Annotated in this window: 15 protein-coding genes; 3 read left to right on the forward strand and 12 right to left on the reverse strand. The window is 58.8% G+C overall.

Annotated features, from left to right (window positions below; genetic code table 11):
• Window positions 1-48 precede the first annotated feature (48 nt).
• The 5 genes from glnB to purL all read right to left on the reverse strand — a co-directional run bounded on the left by glnB (window position 49) and on the right by purL (window position 8,472).
• Window positions 49-387 carry a nitrogen regulatory protein P-II gene (glnB, locus tag GNG26_RS16650; protein WP_039029746.1) on the reverse strand — a complete coding sequence of 113 codons (339 nt, stop codon included), beginning with the start codon at window positions 385-387 and terminating at the stop codon, window positions 49-51.
• A 79-nt stretch (window positions 388-466) separates the two neighbouring features.
• Window positions 467-1,804, reverse strand: a complete 1,338-nt coding sequence (gene glrR / locus GNG26_RS16655; RefSeq protein WP_156239596.1) for a two-component system response regulator GlrR — start codon at window positions 1,802-1,804, stop codon at window positions 467-469.
• Window positions 1,801-2,577 carry a two-component system QseEF-associated lipoprotein QseG gene (gene qseG, locus GNG26_RS16660; protein WP_103180740.1) on the reverse strand — a complete coding sequence of 259 codons (777 nt, stop codon included), beginning with the start codon at window positions 2,575-2,577 and terminating at the stop codon, window positions 1,801-1,803. The genes glrR and qseG overlap by 4 nt, the downstream gene beginning before the upstream one ends.
• The gene (gene qseE / locus GNG26_RS16665; RefSeq protein WP_197080106.1) at window positions 2,574-4,007 is read right to left on the reverse strand and encodes a two component system sensor histidine kinase QseE/GlrK; all 1,434 of its coding nucleotides are present in this window, start codon (window positions 4,005-4,007) and stop codon (window positions 2,574-2,576) included. The genes qseG and qseE overlap by 4 nt, the downstream gene beginning before the upstream one ends.
• A 577-nt stretch (window positions 4,008-4,584) precedes the next feature.
• Window positions 4,585-8,472 carry a phosphoribosylformylglycinamidine synthase gene (purL, locus tag GNG26_RS16670; protein WP_156239600.1) on the reverse strand — a complete coding sequence of 1,296 codons (3,888 nt, stop codon included), beginning with the start codon at window positions 8,470-8,472 and terminating at the stop codon, window positions 4,585-4,587.
• Between the two features lie 268 nt (window positions 8,473-8,740).
• Between purL and mltF the strand changes: the two genes are divergently transcribed.
• Window positions 8,741-10,291: a membrane-bound lytic murein transglycosylase MltF gene (gene mltF, locus GNG26_RS16675; protein ID WP_103824602.1), complete on the forward strand. Its 1,551-nt coding sequence runs from the start codon at window positions 8,741-8,743 to the stop codon at window positions 10,289-10,291.
• Here the strand turns inward: mltF and tadA are convergent.
• Genes tadA through murQ form a run of 4 tightly spaced genes read right to left on the reverse strand, consistent with a single transcriptional unit; the run spans window position 10,179 to window position 13,644 of the window.
• Complete coding sequence (gene tadA, locus GNG26_RS16680) at window positions 10,179-10,718, reverse strand: tRNA adenosine(34) deaminase TadA (protein WP_114314212.1); 540 nt, start codon at window positions 10,716-10,718, stop codon at window positions 10,179-10,181. The genes mltF and tadA overlap by 113 nt on opposite strands.
• Before the next feature lie 30 nt (window positions 10,719-10,748).
• The gene (yfhb, locus tag GNG26_RS16685) at window positions 10,749-11,384 is read right to left on the reverse strand and encodes a phosphatidylglycerophosphatase C (RefSeq protein ID WP_156239602.1); all 636 of its coding nucleotides are present in this window, start codon (window positions 11,382-11,384) and stop codon (window positions 10,749-10,751) included.
• Window positions 11,385-11,387: 3 nt separating this feature from the next.
• A complete protein-coding gene (locus GNG26_RS16690; protein ID WP_114385948.1) occupies window positions 11,388-12,740 on the reverse strand; it encodes a PTS transporter subunit EIIC in 1,353 nt (450 codons plus the stop codon).
• A gap of 10 nt (window positions 12,741-12,750) precedes the next feature.
• Window positions 12,751-13,644, reverse strand: coding sequence for an N-acetylmuramic acid 6-phosphate etherase (murQ, locus tag GNG26_RS16695; RefSeq protein WP_114314209.1), 894 nt, complete (start codon window positions 13,642-13,644; stop codon window positions 12,751-12,753).
• A gap of 118 nt (window positions 13,645-13,762) precedes the next feature.
• Between murQ and GNG26_RS16700 the strand changes: the two genes are divergently transcribed.
• Together GNG26_RS16700 and GNG26_RS16705 are read left to right on the forward strand one after the other, a co-directional pair.
• On the forward strand, window positions 13,763-14,611 hold the full coding sequence (locus GNG26_RS16700) for a MurR/RpiR family transcriptional regulator (RefSeq protein ID WP_156239604.1): 849 nt from the start codon (window positions 13,763-13,765) through the stop codon (window positions 14,609-14,611).
• Window positions 14,612-14,667: 56 nt separating this feature from the next.
• Window positions 14,668-14,928, forward strand: a complete 261-nt coding sequence (locus tag GNG26_RS16705; RefSeq protein WP_156239606.1) for a YfhL family 4Fe-4S dicluster ferredoxin — start codon at window positions 14,668-14,670, stop codon at window positions 14,926-14,928.
• Here the strand turns inward: GNG26_RS16705 and acpS are convergent.
• From acpS to recO, 3 genes are read right to left on the reverse strand one after another with little or no spacing between them, the layout of a single operon-like run.
• Window positions 14,925-15,305 carry a holo-ACP synthase gene (gene acpS, locus GNG26_RS16710; protein WP_103824595.1) on the reverse strand — a complete coding sequence of 127 codons (381 nt, stop codon included), beginning with the start codon at window positions 15,303-15,305 and terminating at the stop codon, window positions 14,925-14,927. The two genes, GNG26_RS16705 and acpS, sit on opposite strands and share 4 nt — an antisense overlap.
• Window positions 15,305-16,036, reverse strand: a complete 732-nt coding sequence (gene pdxJ / locus GNG26_RS16715) for a pyridoxine 5'-phosphate synthase (protein ID WP_103181123.1) — start codon at window positions 16,034-16,036, stop codon at window positions 15,305-15,307. Before pdxJ ends, acpS begins: the two co-directional genes overlap by 1 nt.
• Before the next feature lie 23 nt (window positions 16,037-16,059).
• The gene (gene recO / locus GNG26_RS16720; RefSeq protein WP_114314206.1) at window positions 16,060-16,770 is read right to left on the reverse strand and encodes a DNA repair protein RecO; all 711 of its coding nucleotides are present in this window, start codon (window positions 16,768-16,770) and stop codon (window positions 16,060-16,062) included.
• Window positions 16,771-16,780: the final 10 nt, after the last annotated feature.

Genomic DNA, 16,780 nt, shown 5'->3' on the forward strand with positions numbered 1-16,780 from the left:
GGCGGCGCTCCGCTTGCACGGGCCTACGGGATGTCAAACAACGGGTAATTAAATCGCCGCGTCGTCTTCTTCGCCGGTACGAATACGGATCACGCGCGACACGTCAAAGACGAAGATCTTGCCGTCACCGATTTTGCCGGTCTGGGCGGTACGGATAATGGTATCCACGCAGGTTTCCACGATGTCATCCGACACCACGATTTCAATCTTCACTTTCGGCAGGAAATCGACCATGTATTCCGCGCCACGGTAAAGTTCAGTGTGGCCCTTCTGACGACCAAAGCCTTTCACCTCTGTCACCGTCATGCCGGTAATGCCGACTTCTGCCAGCGCTTCGCGCACATCATCCAGTTTGAAAGGTTTAATAATCGCATCAATCTTTTTCATGGTGGTCCTTAAACTTATGCCTGTCAGCTGCCTCGTAATCGGTTGCTCACAGTATCATATTCAGGCGGAATTTAGCGCATCACTCTTTAAAATCGTTTGCTTCCAGCTCATGGCGCGAGAGCAGCTTATAAAACTCGGTGCGGTTACGCCCCGCCATGCGCGCCGCATGGGTGACGTTGCCTTTGGTGATCTGCAATAACTTACGCAGATAGTTAAGTTCAAACTGGTTGCGGGCTTCAACGAAGGTCGGCAGGGCGGTGTTTTCGCCCTCCAGCGCCTGCTCCACCAGCGCATCGCTGATCACCGGCGAGGAGGTGAGCGCCACACACTGCTCAATCACGTTCACCAGCTGACGCACGTTACCGGGCCAGCTGGCGGTCATCAGCCGCTTCATGGCGTCGGTGGAAAATGCACGGACAAACGGCTTGTGCCGCTCGGCGGCCTGGCGCAGCAGCTGGGTGGCGAGCAGCGGAATATCTTCTGCCCGCTCCGCCAGCGCCGGGATCTTCAGGTTAACGACGTTGAGGCGATAGAAGAGATCTTCACGAAACTCGTTGCGCGCCATCGCCTTGGGCAGATCCCGGTGGGTGGCGGAGATGATGCGCACGTTAATGTCGATATCGCGGTTGCTGCCGAGCGGTCTCACTTTGCGCTCCTGCAATACGCGCAGCAATTTGACCTGCAAAGGCGCAGGCATATCGCCAATTTCATCGAGGAACAGCGTGCCGCCTTCCGCGGCCTGGAAGAGCCCTTCCCGGCTGCTGACCGCGCCGGTGAAGGCGCCGCGCGCATGTCCAAAGAGCTCGGACTCCAGCAGCTGTTCGGGCAGCGCCCCGCAGTTAATGGCGATAAAAGCGTTTTTGCCCCGCGGGCTGGCGTTGTGAATGGCCTGGGCGAGGATCTCTTTCCCGGTGCCGCTCTGGCCGTTAATCAGCACGCTGACATCGGACTGCGCTACCATCCGCGCCTGCTCCAGCAGACGCAGCATAATTGGGCTGCGGGTGACAATCGCCTCCCGCCAGGTGTCGTCGCCCGAAGGGGCGGCGTGCTCAAGCGCATCATCGATGGCTTTGTAGAGCGCGTCTTTGTCCACCGGCTTGGTGAGGAAGCTAAAGACCCCCTGCTGGGTGGCGGCTACCGCATCGGGGATGGAGCCGTGGGCAGTAAGAATAATCACCGGCATGCCGGGCTGGAGCTTCTGGATCTCGGTGAAGAGCTGCATGCCGTCCATTTCGTCCATCCGCAGATCGCTTATCACCAGATCGATCTTCTCGCGGCCCAACACTTTCAGCCCCTCCTGACCACTTTCGGCGGTCACGACGCTGTAACCCTCGCTCACCAGACGCATCCCCAGCAGCTTCAGCAAACCGGGATCGTCATCCACCAGCAAAAGATGCGCAGGTTTTCGGCTTGTCATGGCTTTACGTCCTCCTGTTTCGGGGCATCGCTTTTCGGCTCTGTCGCATCACCCTCGGTGCCGGCGGGCGACGCGGCACTCTTCGGCGCGTCCGGCAGATAGTTACTGACCGGCTTACGGGTGGAGAGCTGCCGTTCAATATCGGTCAGGTTTTCCAGCTTGCGGGTTGTGGTGTCCAACTGCGCGCGCAGGTATTGCTGCTGCTGGCGCAGGGTATCCAGTTCACCGTCGGTCGTCTGCTGCAGCTTACCGTAGCGGAAACGCTCCTCCGCCAGCTGCAGTTGCAGCACCTGACCGTGTCGCCACAGCTGATAGAGCGGGCGTACCTGGGCCGGGATTTGCGGGCTCAGCGCATCCAGACGGGTAGTCAACTGGCGCCGCTCTACCGGGTTAATTTTGGCATTGGCCAGCAGGATCCCGCGTTTAAAACTCTCCTGCCAGGTATCATCGTCCCATCCCCTCGCCTCTGCACGCGCGGCGGCGGGTGAGAGACGATCTGCACAGTCCATGCCGCGCAGCCAGTAAAGCGGGTTGCTGTCGGTCTCCTGACCGTGCAGCTGCCAGATATTATTGCAGTCGGTAGACAGGAAGTCCGCCAGCTGATGCTCAGGCAATTTTTCACCCTGCTTGTCGCTGATGGCACTGGTCGGCGTACTGGTAACGCACCCGGCCAGCAGCAGGCAGGGAAGACTCAGAAAGAGAGAGTGACCGGAAAATACCGCGTTAATGGCGCGGGAAAAGACGTGTGACATACTCACCAGATTTAGATTCATTTTAGTGGTTTTTCCGACTCAAGCGGCAGTTCGATGCGAAAGCACACATCGGTATGGTCGTCAGTGACAAGGTTAAGCTCTCCCTGCATACGACGAATACAGTCGCGGGCGATACTCAGCCCCAGGCCGCTTCCCTTCACCGCCCCTTTTCGTTGATGACTCCCCTGATAAAAGGGTTCAAAGATCATCGCTTTTTCATCGTCGGGGATCGGGCTTCCGGTGTTGGCGACATCGATACAGACTCGCGAGCCGCGCGTAAAACTGCGAACATAAATGGTACCGGATTCAATACCATAGTGCACCGCATTGGAATAAAGATTATCCAGCACGCTCATCAGCAGCATCGGCTCGGCTAAACAGGCGGGTGTCGCCAGCGCCAGTTCAGTATGCATCATTTTAGCGCGTGCAGGCAGGCTGTGAGCAGACAGCACCATATCCACCAGCGGCGCGAGCTCTACGCGCTCAAGCTCCGGGACGCCGTCGGCCAGTTTACGGTTGTAGTCGAGCAGCTGTTCAATCAGCTTTTGCAGGTTGCGGCTGCTGGCATCGAGGATCTCAACAATCTCTCTTTGCTCCGGGGTCAGCGGCCCGGCAACCTCATCGGCCAACAGTTCGGTACCCTCACGCATGCTGGCGAGGGGCGTTTTCAGTTCGTGGGAAATATGGCGTAAAAACTGGTGGCGTTGGGATTCGAGCCACGACAGCCGCTCCGACAGCCAGATGATACGTTGCCCGACCGAACGCAGCTCGCGCGGGCCGGTAAAGGCCACGGTATTGCCCAGCGAGCGCCCCTCCCCCAGCCGGTTGATCATCCGCTCAATGCCCTTAACCGGGCCGATGATCATCCGGGTGAAGAGCAGCACTAACAGCAGGCTGAGCAGAAAAAGGACCAGCGCCTGCCAGCCAAAGAACTGGCCGCGCTCGGCAATCTCCTGCTGGAGCTGTTGCCCGCGGGAGAAGATCACCGACCGGGTCGCCTGAACCATCTCGGTATTGGCATTCGCAAAGGCCTCCAGCCGCATAGCGGCCTGGGCATCAGGCCCGCTGTTAATGCACTGCAGCTGGGACAGAGCGTTAAGATCCTGGCGCAACGTCTGATAGAGCTTATCGTCGGGCAGTACACCGGCATGGGCGTCGAGCATATCGCTGTAGCGCTTACGCTGATCCTGGTATACCCGCGCCAGCGTTCTGTCGTCGAGCACACAATACTGCCGGTAGCTGCGCTCCATCTCCAGGGCAGCATTGGTCATCGCCTCGCTGCGGCGGGCATCAATCAGGGTGGTTCTGTTGGTGAGCGCCGCCTGCGCGCTAAGCGCGTTCAGGCTCTGCCACGCCTGCCAAGCCAGCACCAGCAAAGGCAGCAGGATCAGCAGGAAGGCCATCATGACTAACTGTCGTAAGGAGCGAGGGAAAACGGGCCAGCGTTTCAACGCATTACTCTCTGTCGCGAGGGGGTAAGGGGATGCTAGCCGGACAAGCGTTCAGATACAACAAAGCCGGGTTAAAAACCCGGCTTTGTTGTGGAATGAGGCGGTGCCTAACTCGACGTTTCGCCCTGGGTCTGATAAAGCAACGCTATGATCAGTAGTTGGACGGCAGGCACCTTTTTGTGCGTCATTCGAAGTTTATGTAGCACGTCCCGAAGGGGCTGACATAAGAAGGTGAATGAGCCACTGGTTACTATTATGCAACAGATGTGCCAAAATGCAAATAAAAATATTAATATGTTGAAAAGTATGAACTTATAGGGTTTCAGGGATTCATTTAGCCCGTGATGATTTTCAGGCTATCTGTCGCTAATCGGCAACACCCTGACAGGATTCTTGTTACCCCTATAAAAATCAAAAACTTAAGTGTCGCTTTTTAGCGACACCGCAGAATGTGAGTTGTCGCACATTTGCGACACTGGGGAATTGCCGGGCGGCACTGCGTTTGCCCGGCCTACAAAATTTATCCGGCCTTTGGAGGCCCGGTAAGCGAAGCGCCACCGGGCACAACAACGATCTCTTAACCTAACTGCTTACGCGCGTTGCGGAAGATACGCATCCACGGGCTGTCCTCGCCCCAGTTTTCCGGGTGCCAGGAGTTGCTGACGGTGCGGAACACGCGCTCAGGGTGCGGCATCATCACCGTGACGCGACCGCTTTCGCTGGTCACCGCGGTGATCCCGTTGGCAGAGCCGTTCGGGTTTGCCGGATAGTTTTGCGTTACCTTGCCGAAGTTATCGACAAAGCGCAGCGCCACCAGACCTTTGCTCTCCAGCTCCGCCAGATGCGCGGCATCACGCAGTTCAACCTGCCCTTCACCGTGGGAGACAGCGATCGGCATCTGCGACCCCACCATTCCCTGCAGCAGCAGAGACGGGCTCTGGGTCACTTCCACCAGGCTGAAACGCGCTTCGAAGCGATCGGACTGGTTACGCACAAAGCGCGGCCAGGCTTCGCTGCCCGGAATCAGCTCACGCAGGTTCGACATCATCTGGCAGCCGTTACAGACGCCCAACGCCAGGGTCTGTGGACGATGGAAGAAGGTTTCGAACTCATCGCGGACGCGTTCGTTGAAGAGGATGGATTTTGCCCAGCCCTCGCCCGCGCCCAGCACGTCACCGTAGGAGAAGCCGCCGCAAGCCACCAGCGCCTGGAAATCAGCCAGACCGGTGCGCCCTGCCAGCAGGTCGCTCATGTGAACGTCGATGGCATCGAAGCCTGCACGGTGGAAGGCGGCCGCCATCTCAACGTGGGAGTTGACGCCCTGCTCACGCAGGACAGCCACTTTTGGACGCGCACCCTTCGCAATGTACGGCGCGGCAATATCTTCATTGATGTCGAACGACAGCTTCACGTTCAGGCCCGGATCGTTGTCGTTGGCTTTCGCCTCGTGCTCCTGATCGGCGCACGCCGGGTTATCGCGCAGACGCTGCATCTGCCAGGTGGTTTCCGCCCACCACATACGCAGCGTGGAGCGGCTTTCGGCAAAGACCGTCTGGCCATTCGCGTCGATAACAAAACGATCGCCGCTCACCGCTTTACCCAGATAATGTACGCAGTCGCCGAGACCGTACTGTGCCAGCAGCGCTTCCACTGCCTCGCGATCGGCCGCACGCACCTGAATCACGGCGCCCAGCTCTTCGTTGAACAGCGCAGCCAGATTATCGTTACCCAGAGAGGCAATATTCACTTCCACGCCGCAGTGGCCGGTGAAGGCCATTTCCGCCAGGGTGACCAGCAGGCCGCCGTCGGAACGGTCGTGGTAGGCCAGCAGTTTACGCTGCGCCACCAGCGCCTGAATGGCATCGTAGAAGCCTTTTAGCTGCGCCACATCGCGCACGTCTGCCGCTTTGTCGCCCAACTGGCGATAAACCTGCGCCAGTGCGGTGGCCCCCAGTGCGTTGTGACCTTTACCCAGGTCAATCAGCAGCAGGGCGTTGTCTTCGGTAGAGAGCTGCGGGGTAATGGTGTGACGCACATCTTCCACGCGGGCAAAGGCGGTGATCACCAGCGACAGCGGCGAAGTCATCTCGCGCTGTTCGTTGCCTTCCTGCCAGCGGGTTTTCATCGACATGGAGTCTTTACCCACCGGAATGGTCAGGCCCAGCGCCGGGCAGAGCTCTTCACCCACCGCTTTCACCGCTTCGTACAGCCCGGCGTCTTCACCCGGGTGACCGGCTGCGGCCATCCAGTTGGCGGAGAGCTTGATGCGTTTGATGTCGCCAATCTGGGTGGCGGCGATGTTAGTCAGCGCTTCACCCACCGCCAGGCGGGCAGAAGCGGCAAAGTCCAGCAGCGCCACCGGAGAGCGTTCGCCCAGCGCCATCGCTTCACCGTAGTAGCTGTCGAGGCTGGCGGTGGTGACCGCGCAGTTCGCCACCGGCACCTGCCACGGGCCCACCATCTGATCGCGGGCGACCATGCCGGTCACGGTACGGTCACCGATGGTGACAAGGAAGGTTTTCTCCGCCACCGCCGGCAGATGCAGAACGCGGTTAACCGCCTCGGCAACGGTCACACCCTGCAGGTCGAGGGCTTTACCGCTCGCTTTGCGGGATTCAACGTCGCGGGTCATCTTCGGCGTTTTACCCAGCAGCACGTCCAGCGGCAGATCGATCGGCTGGTTGTCGAAGTGAGTATCGCTTAAGGAGAGGTGCATCTCTTCGGTGGCCTCACCGATCACCGCATACGGGGCGCGCTCGCGGCGGCAGAGCTCGTCAAACAGCGGCAGCTGATCCGGGGCAACGGCCAGCACGTAGCGCTCCTGGGATTCGTTACACCAGATCTCCAGCGGGCTCATGCCGGGTTCATCACTCAGGATGTCGCGCAGGTTGAAGCGGCCCCCGCGGTTGCCGTCGCTCACCAGCTCCGGCATGGCGTTGGAGAGACCACCCGCGCCCACGTCGTGAATAAAGAGGATCGGGTTGGCGTCGCCCAGCTGCCAGCAGCGGTCGATCACCTCCTGGCAACGGCGCTCCATCTCCGGGTTGTCGCGCTGTACGGAAGCGAAGTCGAGATCCGCATCAGACTGGCCGGATGCCATAGAGGAGGCTGCCCCGCCGCCCAGACCGATATTCATCGCCGGGCCGCCCAGCACGATCAGCTTGGCACCCACGACGATCTCGCCCTTCTGCACGTGATCGGCGCGAATGTTGCCGATCCCGCCTGCCAGCATGATCGGCTTATGGTAGCCGCGCAGCTCTTCGCCGTTGTGGCTGTCCACCTTCTCTTCGTAGGTACGGAAGTAACCGTTCAGTGCCGGACGACCAAATTCGTTGTTAAACGCCGCGCCGCCCAGTGGGCCGTCGGTCATGATATCCAGCGCGGTAACAATACGCTCTGGTTTGCCAAAATCGTCTTCCCACGGCTGTTCAAAGCCCGGGATACGCAGGTTGGAGACGGAGAAACCGACCAGACCCGCTTTTGGTTTTGCCCCACGGCCGGTTGCGCCTTCGTCGCGGATTTCACCGCCGGAGCCGGTTGCAGCACCCGGCCACGGCGAGATCGCCGTCGGGTGGTTGTGGGTTTCAACCTTCATCAGGATATGCGCCGGCTCCTGATGGAAGTCATAGCGCCCCGCTTCGCGATCGGCGAAGAAGCGGCCCACCTCGGAACCTTCCATGACTGCGGCGTTGTCTTTATAGGCCGACAGCACGTGATCAGGGGTTTGCTCGAAGGTGTTTTTGATCATTTTGAACAGCGACTTTGGCTGTTGCTCGCCGTCGATAATCCAGTCGGCGTTGAAAATCTTGTGGCGGCAGTGTTCTGAGTTGGCCTGCGCGAACATATAGAGTTCGATGTCGTTCGGGTTGCGGTTCAGCTTAATGAACGCGTCCTGCAGGTAGTCAATCTCATCTTCGGCCAGCGCCAGACCCAGACGCAGGTTGGCGTCGATCAGCGCCTGACGGCCTTCACCCAGCAGGTCCACGCTCTGCACGGGCGCAGGCTGATGGTGAGAGAAAAGCTGCTGCGCGTCGTCGAGAGAGGCGAAGACGCTCTCCATCATGCGGTCGTGCAGTTCTGTTGCCACGCCTGACCACTGTTCGTGAGTCAGGCTTGCGGCTTCAACGTAATAGGCCACGCCCCGCTCCAGACGGTTAATCTGGCTCAGACCACAGTTATGGGCGATGTCGGTTGCTTTAGAAGACCAGGGGGAGATGGTGCCAGGGCGAGGCGTGACCAGCAGAAGTTTACCGTTCGGGGTATGGCTGCTCAGGCTTGGCCCGTACTTCAGCAGGCGTTCCAGTCGGCTCCGTTCGTCTGCCGATAAGGGCGCATTCAGGTCAGCAAAATGGACATACTCAGCGTAAATATTGCTTACCGGAAGGTCGGCCGCCTGAAAACGTGCCAGCAATTTATTGATACGGAAGGCAGACAGTGCAGGCGAACCACGCAGAATTTCCATCATAAGTCTCTCGTCTTCGAAGCGCCGGAGGCGCTTACAGTGTGCGCAAGGGGGGAAAACGGGCGCCATTATAGTGGATCCTGCGCGCCGACGAAACCGTTTGCGTCGTAATAAAATCGTCGTCGTCATTTAACCATTGGTGTTGCCTTTCCCGCTAATAAGTTGCCAAGTGGCGTAACTTTACGCAAAATGCCGCGAAATCTTTGGTAATACTTGTTTTTACTGTGACGACTACAAACCAAAATAATACACAGCTCATAGAATCAACTTATTGAAAAAATTAAAGATTAATTATCTGTTCATCGGCATCGTGACCCTGCTGCTGGCAGCGGCCCTTTGGCCTTCAATCCCCTGGTTCGGTAAAGCCGAAAATCGCATCGCCGCCATTCAGGCGCGGGGGGAGCTGCGCGTCAGTACTGTGGCCTCTCCCCTCACCTACAGTGCGATCAACGATAAAGTCATTGGGCTGGATTACGAGCTGGCGCAGCATTTTGCTGACTATCTGGGCGTAAAGCTCAAGATTACGGTACGCCAGAACATCAGCCAGCTGTTTGACGACCTGGACAATGACAAGGCTGACATGCTGGCTGCTGGCCTGGTCTATAACAGCGAGCGCAGCAAAAACTATCAGCCAGGCCCAACCTACTACTCTGTCTCGCAGCAGCTGGTCTATCGCGTGGGCAGCCTGCGCCCACGCACGCTTGCCGGGCTCACCGCCGAGCAGCTCACCGTTGCCCCGGGCCATGTCGTCATTGACGACCTTCGGGCGCTGAAAGAAAAAAAGTACCCTGAACTTAGCTGGAAGGTTGATAAGAAGCTCGGCACCACGGCGCTGCTGGAGCAAGTGACGGACGGGAAATTGCCCTACACCATCGCCGACTCGGTTGCCATCAGCCTGTTCCAGCGCGTTCACCCGGAGCTGGCCGTGGCGCTGGACGTCACTGACGAGCAGCCTGTCACCTGGTTTAGCCCTCTCGACGCCGACCAGACGCTCTCCGCCGCCATGCTCGATTTCTTTAACAGGATGAATGAAGACGGCACGCTGGCGCGTCTGGAGGAGAAGTACCTCGGTCACGGGGATGGCTTCGACTATGTCGATACCCGCAGCTTCCTGCGGGCGGTGGATAATGTCCTGCCGACGCTGAAGCCGCTGTTTGTGAAGTATGCCCAGGAGATTGACTGGCGACTGCTGGCCGCCATCTCGTACCAGGAGTCTCACTGGGACGCGCTGGCCACCTCGCCAACGGGGGTACGCGGCCTGATGATGCTGACCAAAAACACCGCCCAGAGCCTGGGCCTGACCGACCGTACCGATGCTGAGCAGAGCATCAGCGGCGGCGCGCGCTACCTGCAGGCGATGATGGACAGAGTGCCGGAGAGCGTCCCGGAAGAGGAGCGGATCTGGTTTGCGCTGGCGGCCTATAACATGGGCTATGCCCACATGATCGATGCCCGCGCCCTGACCGCGAAAACCAAAGGCAACCCCGACAGCTGGTCAGACGTAAAACAGCGTCTGCCGCTGCTGAGTCAGAAGCCGTATTACAGCAAGTTGACCTATGGCTACGCGCGCGGCCACGAGGCGTACGCCTACGTGGAAAATATCCGCAAATACCAGATAAGCCTGGTGGGGTATCTGATGGAGAAAGAGAAAGAGGCGCAGGCAGCCCAGCAGCTGGCCCAGGCCTATCCGGTGGTGGCACCGGATGAGCTTACTCACCCGATAACTTCGATTCTGCCTTTTGCTGCTTTTTCTGCTGACGCCGCATTCGAAAGAAGTCACTTAGCATCGCCGAACACGCTGGTGCCAGCACCTCTCCAATAACCTTGACCTGATGGTTCATGCCGGGGTGACTGAGCACGTCCAGCAGCGAACCTGCCGCACCGGTTTTTTCATCCCGCGCGCCATACACCACCGTACCGATCCGGCTGTGGATCATGGCGCCGGAGCACATGACGCAAGGTTCGAGAGTGACATACAGGGTGGTGTCCAGCAGGCGGTAGTTTTGCAGCACCAGCCCGCCCTGGCGCAGGGCCATAATTTCGGCATGGGCGGTGGGGTCGTGGCGACCAATCGGGCGATTCCAGCCTTCGCCGATCACCTGATTATTGTGTACCAGCACGGCACCGACCGGGACTTCGCCTTCATCCCAGGCACGTTGGGCAAGCTGGAGCGCATGGCGCATCCAGTATTCATGATTAAGTTCAGGGTCGGACAACGCAGCATACTCCAGTCTGAAAAGCGGGCGCATTATACACACCCGCTATGCATAATCACAAAATCATTCCAGTTGCTGAAGTTCGCCCAGCGGCGTGACGCGCCAGCGGTGCTGGCAGAAGTAGAGCAGCGGGTTATCCTGTTTGCTGTCGCTGTAGCCGCTGTAGAGCCGCAGCGGGGTGCCAATTTTCTTCTCCAGCTGTGCCACCTTCTCATGCCCAAGACAGCGCATGGTCAGCACCCAGCCGCCGTAGGCGCGGCCAATCTGGGTGGCGATCAGGTTAACGCGCGGCAGCCAGGGGGTATCAAAATAGACCTGTTCCACCAGCGGCTGCGGCGAGCCGGTGATGAGCCAGATGTCGGCATCGTTGGCGTCCAGGTAGTTTGTCAGCCGATCCTGCACCACCGGAAACGCGGTGACATGCGCGCGAAACCAGCTGACAAACTCTTTCTCCAGCTGTTTAAGCCGGGCTTCGCTGTGGCCGAAGGTACACCCCCACAGCAGCAGGCTCATCGGCCAGCGAGCGGCGCGCCCCTTCACCAGCAACACGCCGCCAATGATCGGCAGCAGAGGCAATACGAGCAGGGCATTCAGGGGCTGTCGGCGCAGTAAATAGCGCATAAACGTGCCGAACATATCCTGCTGATGCAGCGTTCCGTCCAGATCAAAAAAGACTACGCGACGCTCGTTATTTGCCAAACCTTACTCCTCTGGATCGTTAAACCCTAACAGCCAGGTAAACAGGAACCCGGCGATCACCGCTACCAAATAGCCTAACAGATAGAGCATGACTTTTCCGGTCACGATGGTTAATGCCAGCGGTAATCCGGAAATACCAAAGGTGATGACGGTCGCCACTTTCCAGTAACCGATCAGCGCCCCACCGACCGCGCCGCCCAGACAGGCCCCGATAAACGGCTTGCCGAGCGGGAGAGTGACACCAAAAATCAGCGGCTCGCCGATGCCCAGCAGCCCGACCGGCAGCGCCCCTTTGATCACCTTTTTCAGGCGTGCATTGCGGGTTTTCATCAGCACCGCGATGGCCGCGCCGATCTGTCCGACCCCGGCCATTGCCAGGATAGGCAGCAGGGCGTTGTAGCCGTGCGCCTGCACCAGCTCAACGTGGATCGGCACCAGCCCCTGATGTAAACCGGTCAGCACCAGCGGCAGGAAGGTGCCCGATAGCACCGCCCCCACCAGGAATCCACCGCGATCGATAGCCCAGGAGGCACCGTGGGCGATGGACTCCGAGATCCAGCCTCCCAGCGGCTGCAGGGCGATGATGGCGATACTGCCGGTGATAAGCGTGGTCAGCAGCGGGTTGAGGATCAGCTCCAGGGAGCCTGGCAGGATATTACGCAGCTTTTTCTCAAGCCAGCACATCAACACCACCACCAGCAGCACGGCGATCACCCCGCCGCGCCCCGGCTGCAGCGCTTCGCCGAACAGGGTGATTTGCGCCAGCTGCGGGCTGGAGAGAATGCCGGCCATCACCCCGCCTAAGGCCTGCGAGCCGCCAAACACTTTGGCGGTATTCACCCCCACCAGAATGTGCATGATGGCAAAGACCGCGCTGCCGAAAATGCCGAGGATCCCGAGCAGGTTTGGATATTGGGTCGCAAAATCCCCGACAATGTCCGGGCGTTTCAGGATATTGATAATGCCGGTGATGAGCCCTGAAGCAATAAAGGCTGGAATGAGCGGAATAAAGACATTTGCCAGCATGCGTAGCGCATCGCTCATCGGGGCTTTATATTTGGCTTTTGCCTGCGCTTTGGTACGCTCGGCATCATCAATCACCGCCCCGCCCATCAGGGAGCGCATGGCATCCACCACCTGTGCGGCCTTACCGGGGCCGACGATGAGCTGGTGCTGCTCCCCCTGCTTCACGTACCCGCTGACGCCGGGCAGTTTTTTCAGGGTGGCCGGATCGAGCTTGTCGTCATCCTGAACTTCCACCCTCACCCGCGTCATACAGTTTTCCAGACGCCGTATATTTTTTTCCCCGCCGATCCCCGCAAGAATACCGCTGGCGAGCGCTACTGTTTTTTCCATTTACGCCTCTTTAGTTTTCTAATGCCGCACGTAAGAATCCCTGATGCGCATCAAGCCTGGCGCGCGCCGCAGCGGCATCCAGCCCGCTTAAAATCATCAGAATGGCCGGTTTGACGTCATACCCGGTCTGCTGCAGTACCTTTTCCGCCTCTTCGCGGGAGGCGCCGGTGGCTTCGACCACCATGCGGCATGCCCGGTCAATGAGCTTCACGTTGGTCGCTTTCATGTCCACCATCAGGTTCTGGTAGACCTTACCGAACTTCACCATTGCCCCGGTGGAGATCATATTCAGCACCAGCTTTTGCGCCGTGCCGGATTTCAGGCGGGTGGAGCCGGTCAGCGCTTCCGGGCCGACAACCGGCGAGATGGCGATCGTCGCCACCTGGGCAATGGGTGAGCCTGGATTGCAGGAGATGGCCACGGTAGTGCAGCCGGTCTGGTTCGCATACTCCAGCCCGCCAATCACGTATGGCGTGCGCCCAGAGGCCGCCAGCCCGACCACCAGATCCTGCGCGGTCAGATTAAGTGCTTTGAGATCGTCTTCACCGAGCTGCTTGCTGTCCTCTGCCCCTTCCACCGCTTTCAGCAGTGCCCCCGGCCCACCGGCGATGAGGCCGATGACCAGGCCATGTGGTACGCCAAAGGTGGGTGGGCACTCTGAAGCATCCAGCACCCCCAGCCGTCCGCTGGTGCCTGCCCCCATATAGATAATGCGTCCCCCCGCTTTCAGCGCGTCTGCCGCGGCATCCACCGCTTTTGCCACCTCGGGCAATGTTTCTTTCACTGCCTGCGCGACCAGCGTATCCTGTTGGTTGAAGCGATGAACAAGGTCAAGCGTGGAGAGTGCATCCAGGTCGAGGGTTTGTGGGTTGCGTGATTCTGATACCAGTGAGCCGAGATTCATTTTTTTGTGCCTCAAGAATTTTTAATTCATAATAAGCGCATTATCATGGAATATAAAATTCATTCAGGCGAGCAGAATTCGCAATTGCTGCAGTCATCACATTTCGCCAGGAGTCCCTATGAACTGTCTAATTCGCATCCGCCAGCGATACGCGGGTTTTGCCCAGAGCGATAAAAAGCTGGCGGATTTTTTACTCTCGCAGCCCGATCGTGCCCGCCATTTAAGCTCCCAGCAGCTTGCCAGTGAGGCGGGCGTGAGCCAGTCAAGCGTGGTGAAATTCGCGCAAAAGATTGGTTTCAAAGGTTTTCCCGCCCTGAAACTGGCGCTCAGCGAGGCGCTGGCCAGCAACCCGAATCCGCAATCCATGCCGGTGCACAATCAGATCCGCGGCGACGATCCGATGCGCCTGGTGGGTGAAAAGCTGATCAAAGAGAACATCGCTGCGATGCACGCCACGCTGGACGTCAATAGCGAAGAGAAGCTGCTGGAGAGCGTGGCCATGCTGCGGGCGGCGCGGCGGGTGATCCTCACCGGGATCGGCGCGTCAGGGCTGGTGGCGCGTAATTTTGGCTGGAAGCTGAATAAGATTGGCCTGATCGCCATTGTTGAGCAGGATATGCACGCCCTGCTCGCTACCGTGCAGGCGATGGCACCAGACGATCTGCTGCTGGCTATCTCCTATACCGGTGAGCGCCGCGAGATTAATCTGGCCGCCGATGAAGTGCTGCGCGTGGGGGGCAAAATTCTGGCGATCACCGGCTTTACCCCCAATGCCCTGCAGCAGCGGGCCACGCGCTGTCTGTATACCATTGCTGAAGAGCAGGCCACCCGCAGCGCGGCGATCTCGTCCACCAGTGCGCAGATGATGCTGACCGATCTGCTGTTTATGGCGCTGGTTCAGCAGGATCTGGAGCATGCCCCGGAACGTATTCGCCATAGCGAGGCATTGGTAAAAAAACTGGTTTGAACAGACAATGAGCGTATAATGCCCGCCCTGTTTGTGTTGTTTCTGAGAATTTCCTGATGGCGCTGTTAATCACCAAAAAATGCATCAATTGCGATATGTGCGAACCCGAATGCCCTAACCAGGCAATTTCAATGGGAAAGAGCATTTACGAGATTAACAGCGACCGCTGCACCGAGTGCGTGGGTCATTATGAGACGCCAACCTGCCAGAAGGTGTGCCCGATCCCCAATACTATCCTGAAAGATCCGGCACATCCTGAATCGGAAGAGCAGCTGTGGGACAAGTTCGTTCTGATGCACCACGCCGATAAGATTTAACTTTCGATAATCACCGTGGCGCAGGCGTAATGGCGCTCATCCGCCAGCGTCACGTGCATGTGCGCCACGCCCAGCTTTTCGGCCAGATTTAGCGCCTCGCCCCACAGCCTGAGGCGCGGTTTGCCCAGCTCATCGTTAAAGACTTCGAACTGATTGAACGCCAGACCGTTGCGGATCCCGGTGCCGAAGGCTTTTGCCGCCGCCTCCTTCACCGCAAAACGTTTGGCAAGAAAACGCACCGGTTGCTGGTGCGCTTCCCAGATGGCCCACTCGTTATCGCTGAGCACCCGGCGGGCAAGGCGATCGCCGCTGCGGGCAATCACCGCCTCGATACGGGCGATCTCAACGATATCCGTGCCTAAGCCGAGGATAGCCATTACTTGCGGGCTTCCAGCATCAGGCGCTTCATCTCTGACACCGCCTCTTTCAGACCGCTCATCACCGCGCGCCCGATAATCGCATGGCCGATGTTCAGCTCGTGCATCTCCGGGATCGCCGCAATGGCCTTAACGTTATGGTAGGTCAGACCGTGACCGGCATTGACCTTCAGGCCCAGACCCGCCGCGTAGGTTGCCGCTTTGGCGATGCGATCGAGCTCTTTCGCCTGGGTCGCTTCGTCTTCGGCATCGGCGTAGCAGCCGGTGTGGATCTCAATGAACGGCGCGCCAACGTCGGCGGCGGCTTTGATCTGCGCTTCATCGGCATCGATAAACAGGGATACTAAAATCCCGGCATCGGCCAGACGTTTGCAGGCGTCACGCATCTTATCCAACTGACCGGCCACATCCAGCCCCCCTTCGGTGGTCACTTCCTGGCGCTTCTCCGGCACCAGGCAGCAGAAGTGCGGTTTGGTCTCAACGGCAATTGCCAGCATCTCTTCGGTGACGGCCATCTCCAGATTCATGCGGGTGTCCAGGGTCTGGCGCAGGATACGCACATCGCGGTCGGTAATATGGCGACGGTCCTCGCGCAGATGTACGGTAATACCGTCGGCACCCGCCTGCTCGGCGATAAAGGCCGCCTGGACCGGGTCAGGATAGGCGGTTCCGCGCGCATTGCGCAGCGTGGCAATATGGTCAATGTTGACGCCTAACAGTAATTCAGCCATGACAATCCTCGGTTTCTCGTTGTTCATTTACGCTTTGGCATAAACTGCCTGAATAATTCGCGGCTCTTTAAGGGCTTGCCACCAAGATACGGCTTGAGCGCAATACGGGTAAAGCGTTTTGCCGCCCGCAGAGTGCTGGCGTCCGGAAATTCGCGTTCCGCCAGCGCCCGCAGATCCCGCCCGGTAAAGGTACTGTTGTCGATGACCACGCTGGCGATAAAGCCCTTCTCCTCACGATAGCGGTAGGTCATGGTGTCCTCTACCGGCTCGCCGCTGCCCGCGCAGTGCAGAAAATCGACCCCATACCCCAGGTGCCCAAGCAACGCCAGCTCAAAGCGGCGCAGCGTCGGTTCCGGCGAACCGGTGGTACCCGCCAGGGCCTGAAGACAGTGCAGATAATCGAAAAAGAGTTCAGAGAAGCGGGTCTCATGTTCAAGCACGCGCGTAATAAGCTCGTTCACATACAGACCGCTGTAGAGCGTAATACCAGAGAGAGGGAGCGCCAGAGAGACGGCTTCAGCACTGCGCAGGGTTTTCACTTCCCCGCGTCCGCCAAAGCGCACCAGCAGCGGTGTGAAGGGCTGCAGAGCGCCTTTCAGGTTAGAACGTTTGGAACGTGCGCCTTTGGCAACAAGGCGCACGCGGCCTGACTCTTCCGTGAAGACGTCCAGCATCAGGCTGGTTTCGCTCCAGGGACGACTATGCAGTACAAAAGCGCGCTGCCAGCCTTCCACGTTTTAGTGG

The sequence above is a fragment of the Leclercia sp. J807 genome (assembly GCF_009734465.1).
Lineage (GTDB): Bacteria > Pseudomonadota > Gammaproteobacteria > Enterobacterales > Enterobacteriaceae > Enterobacter.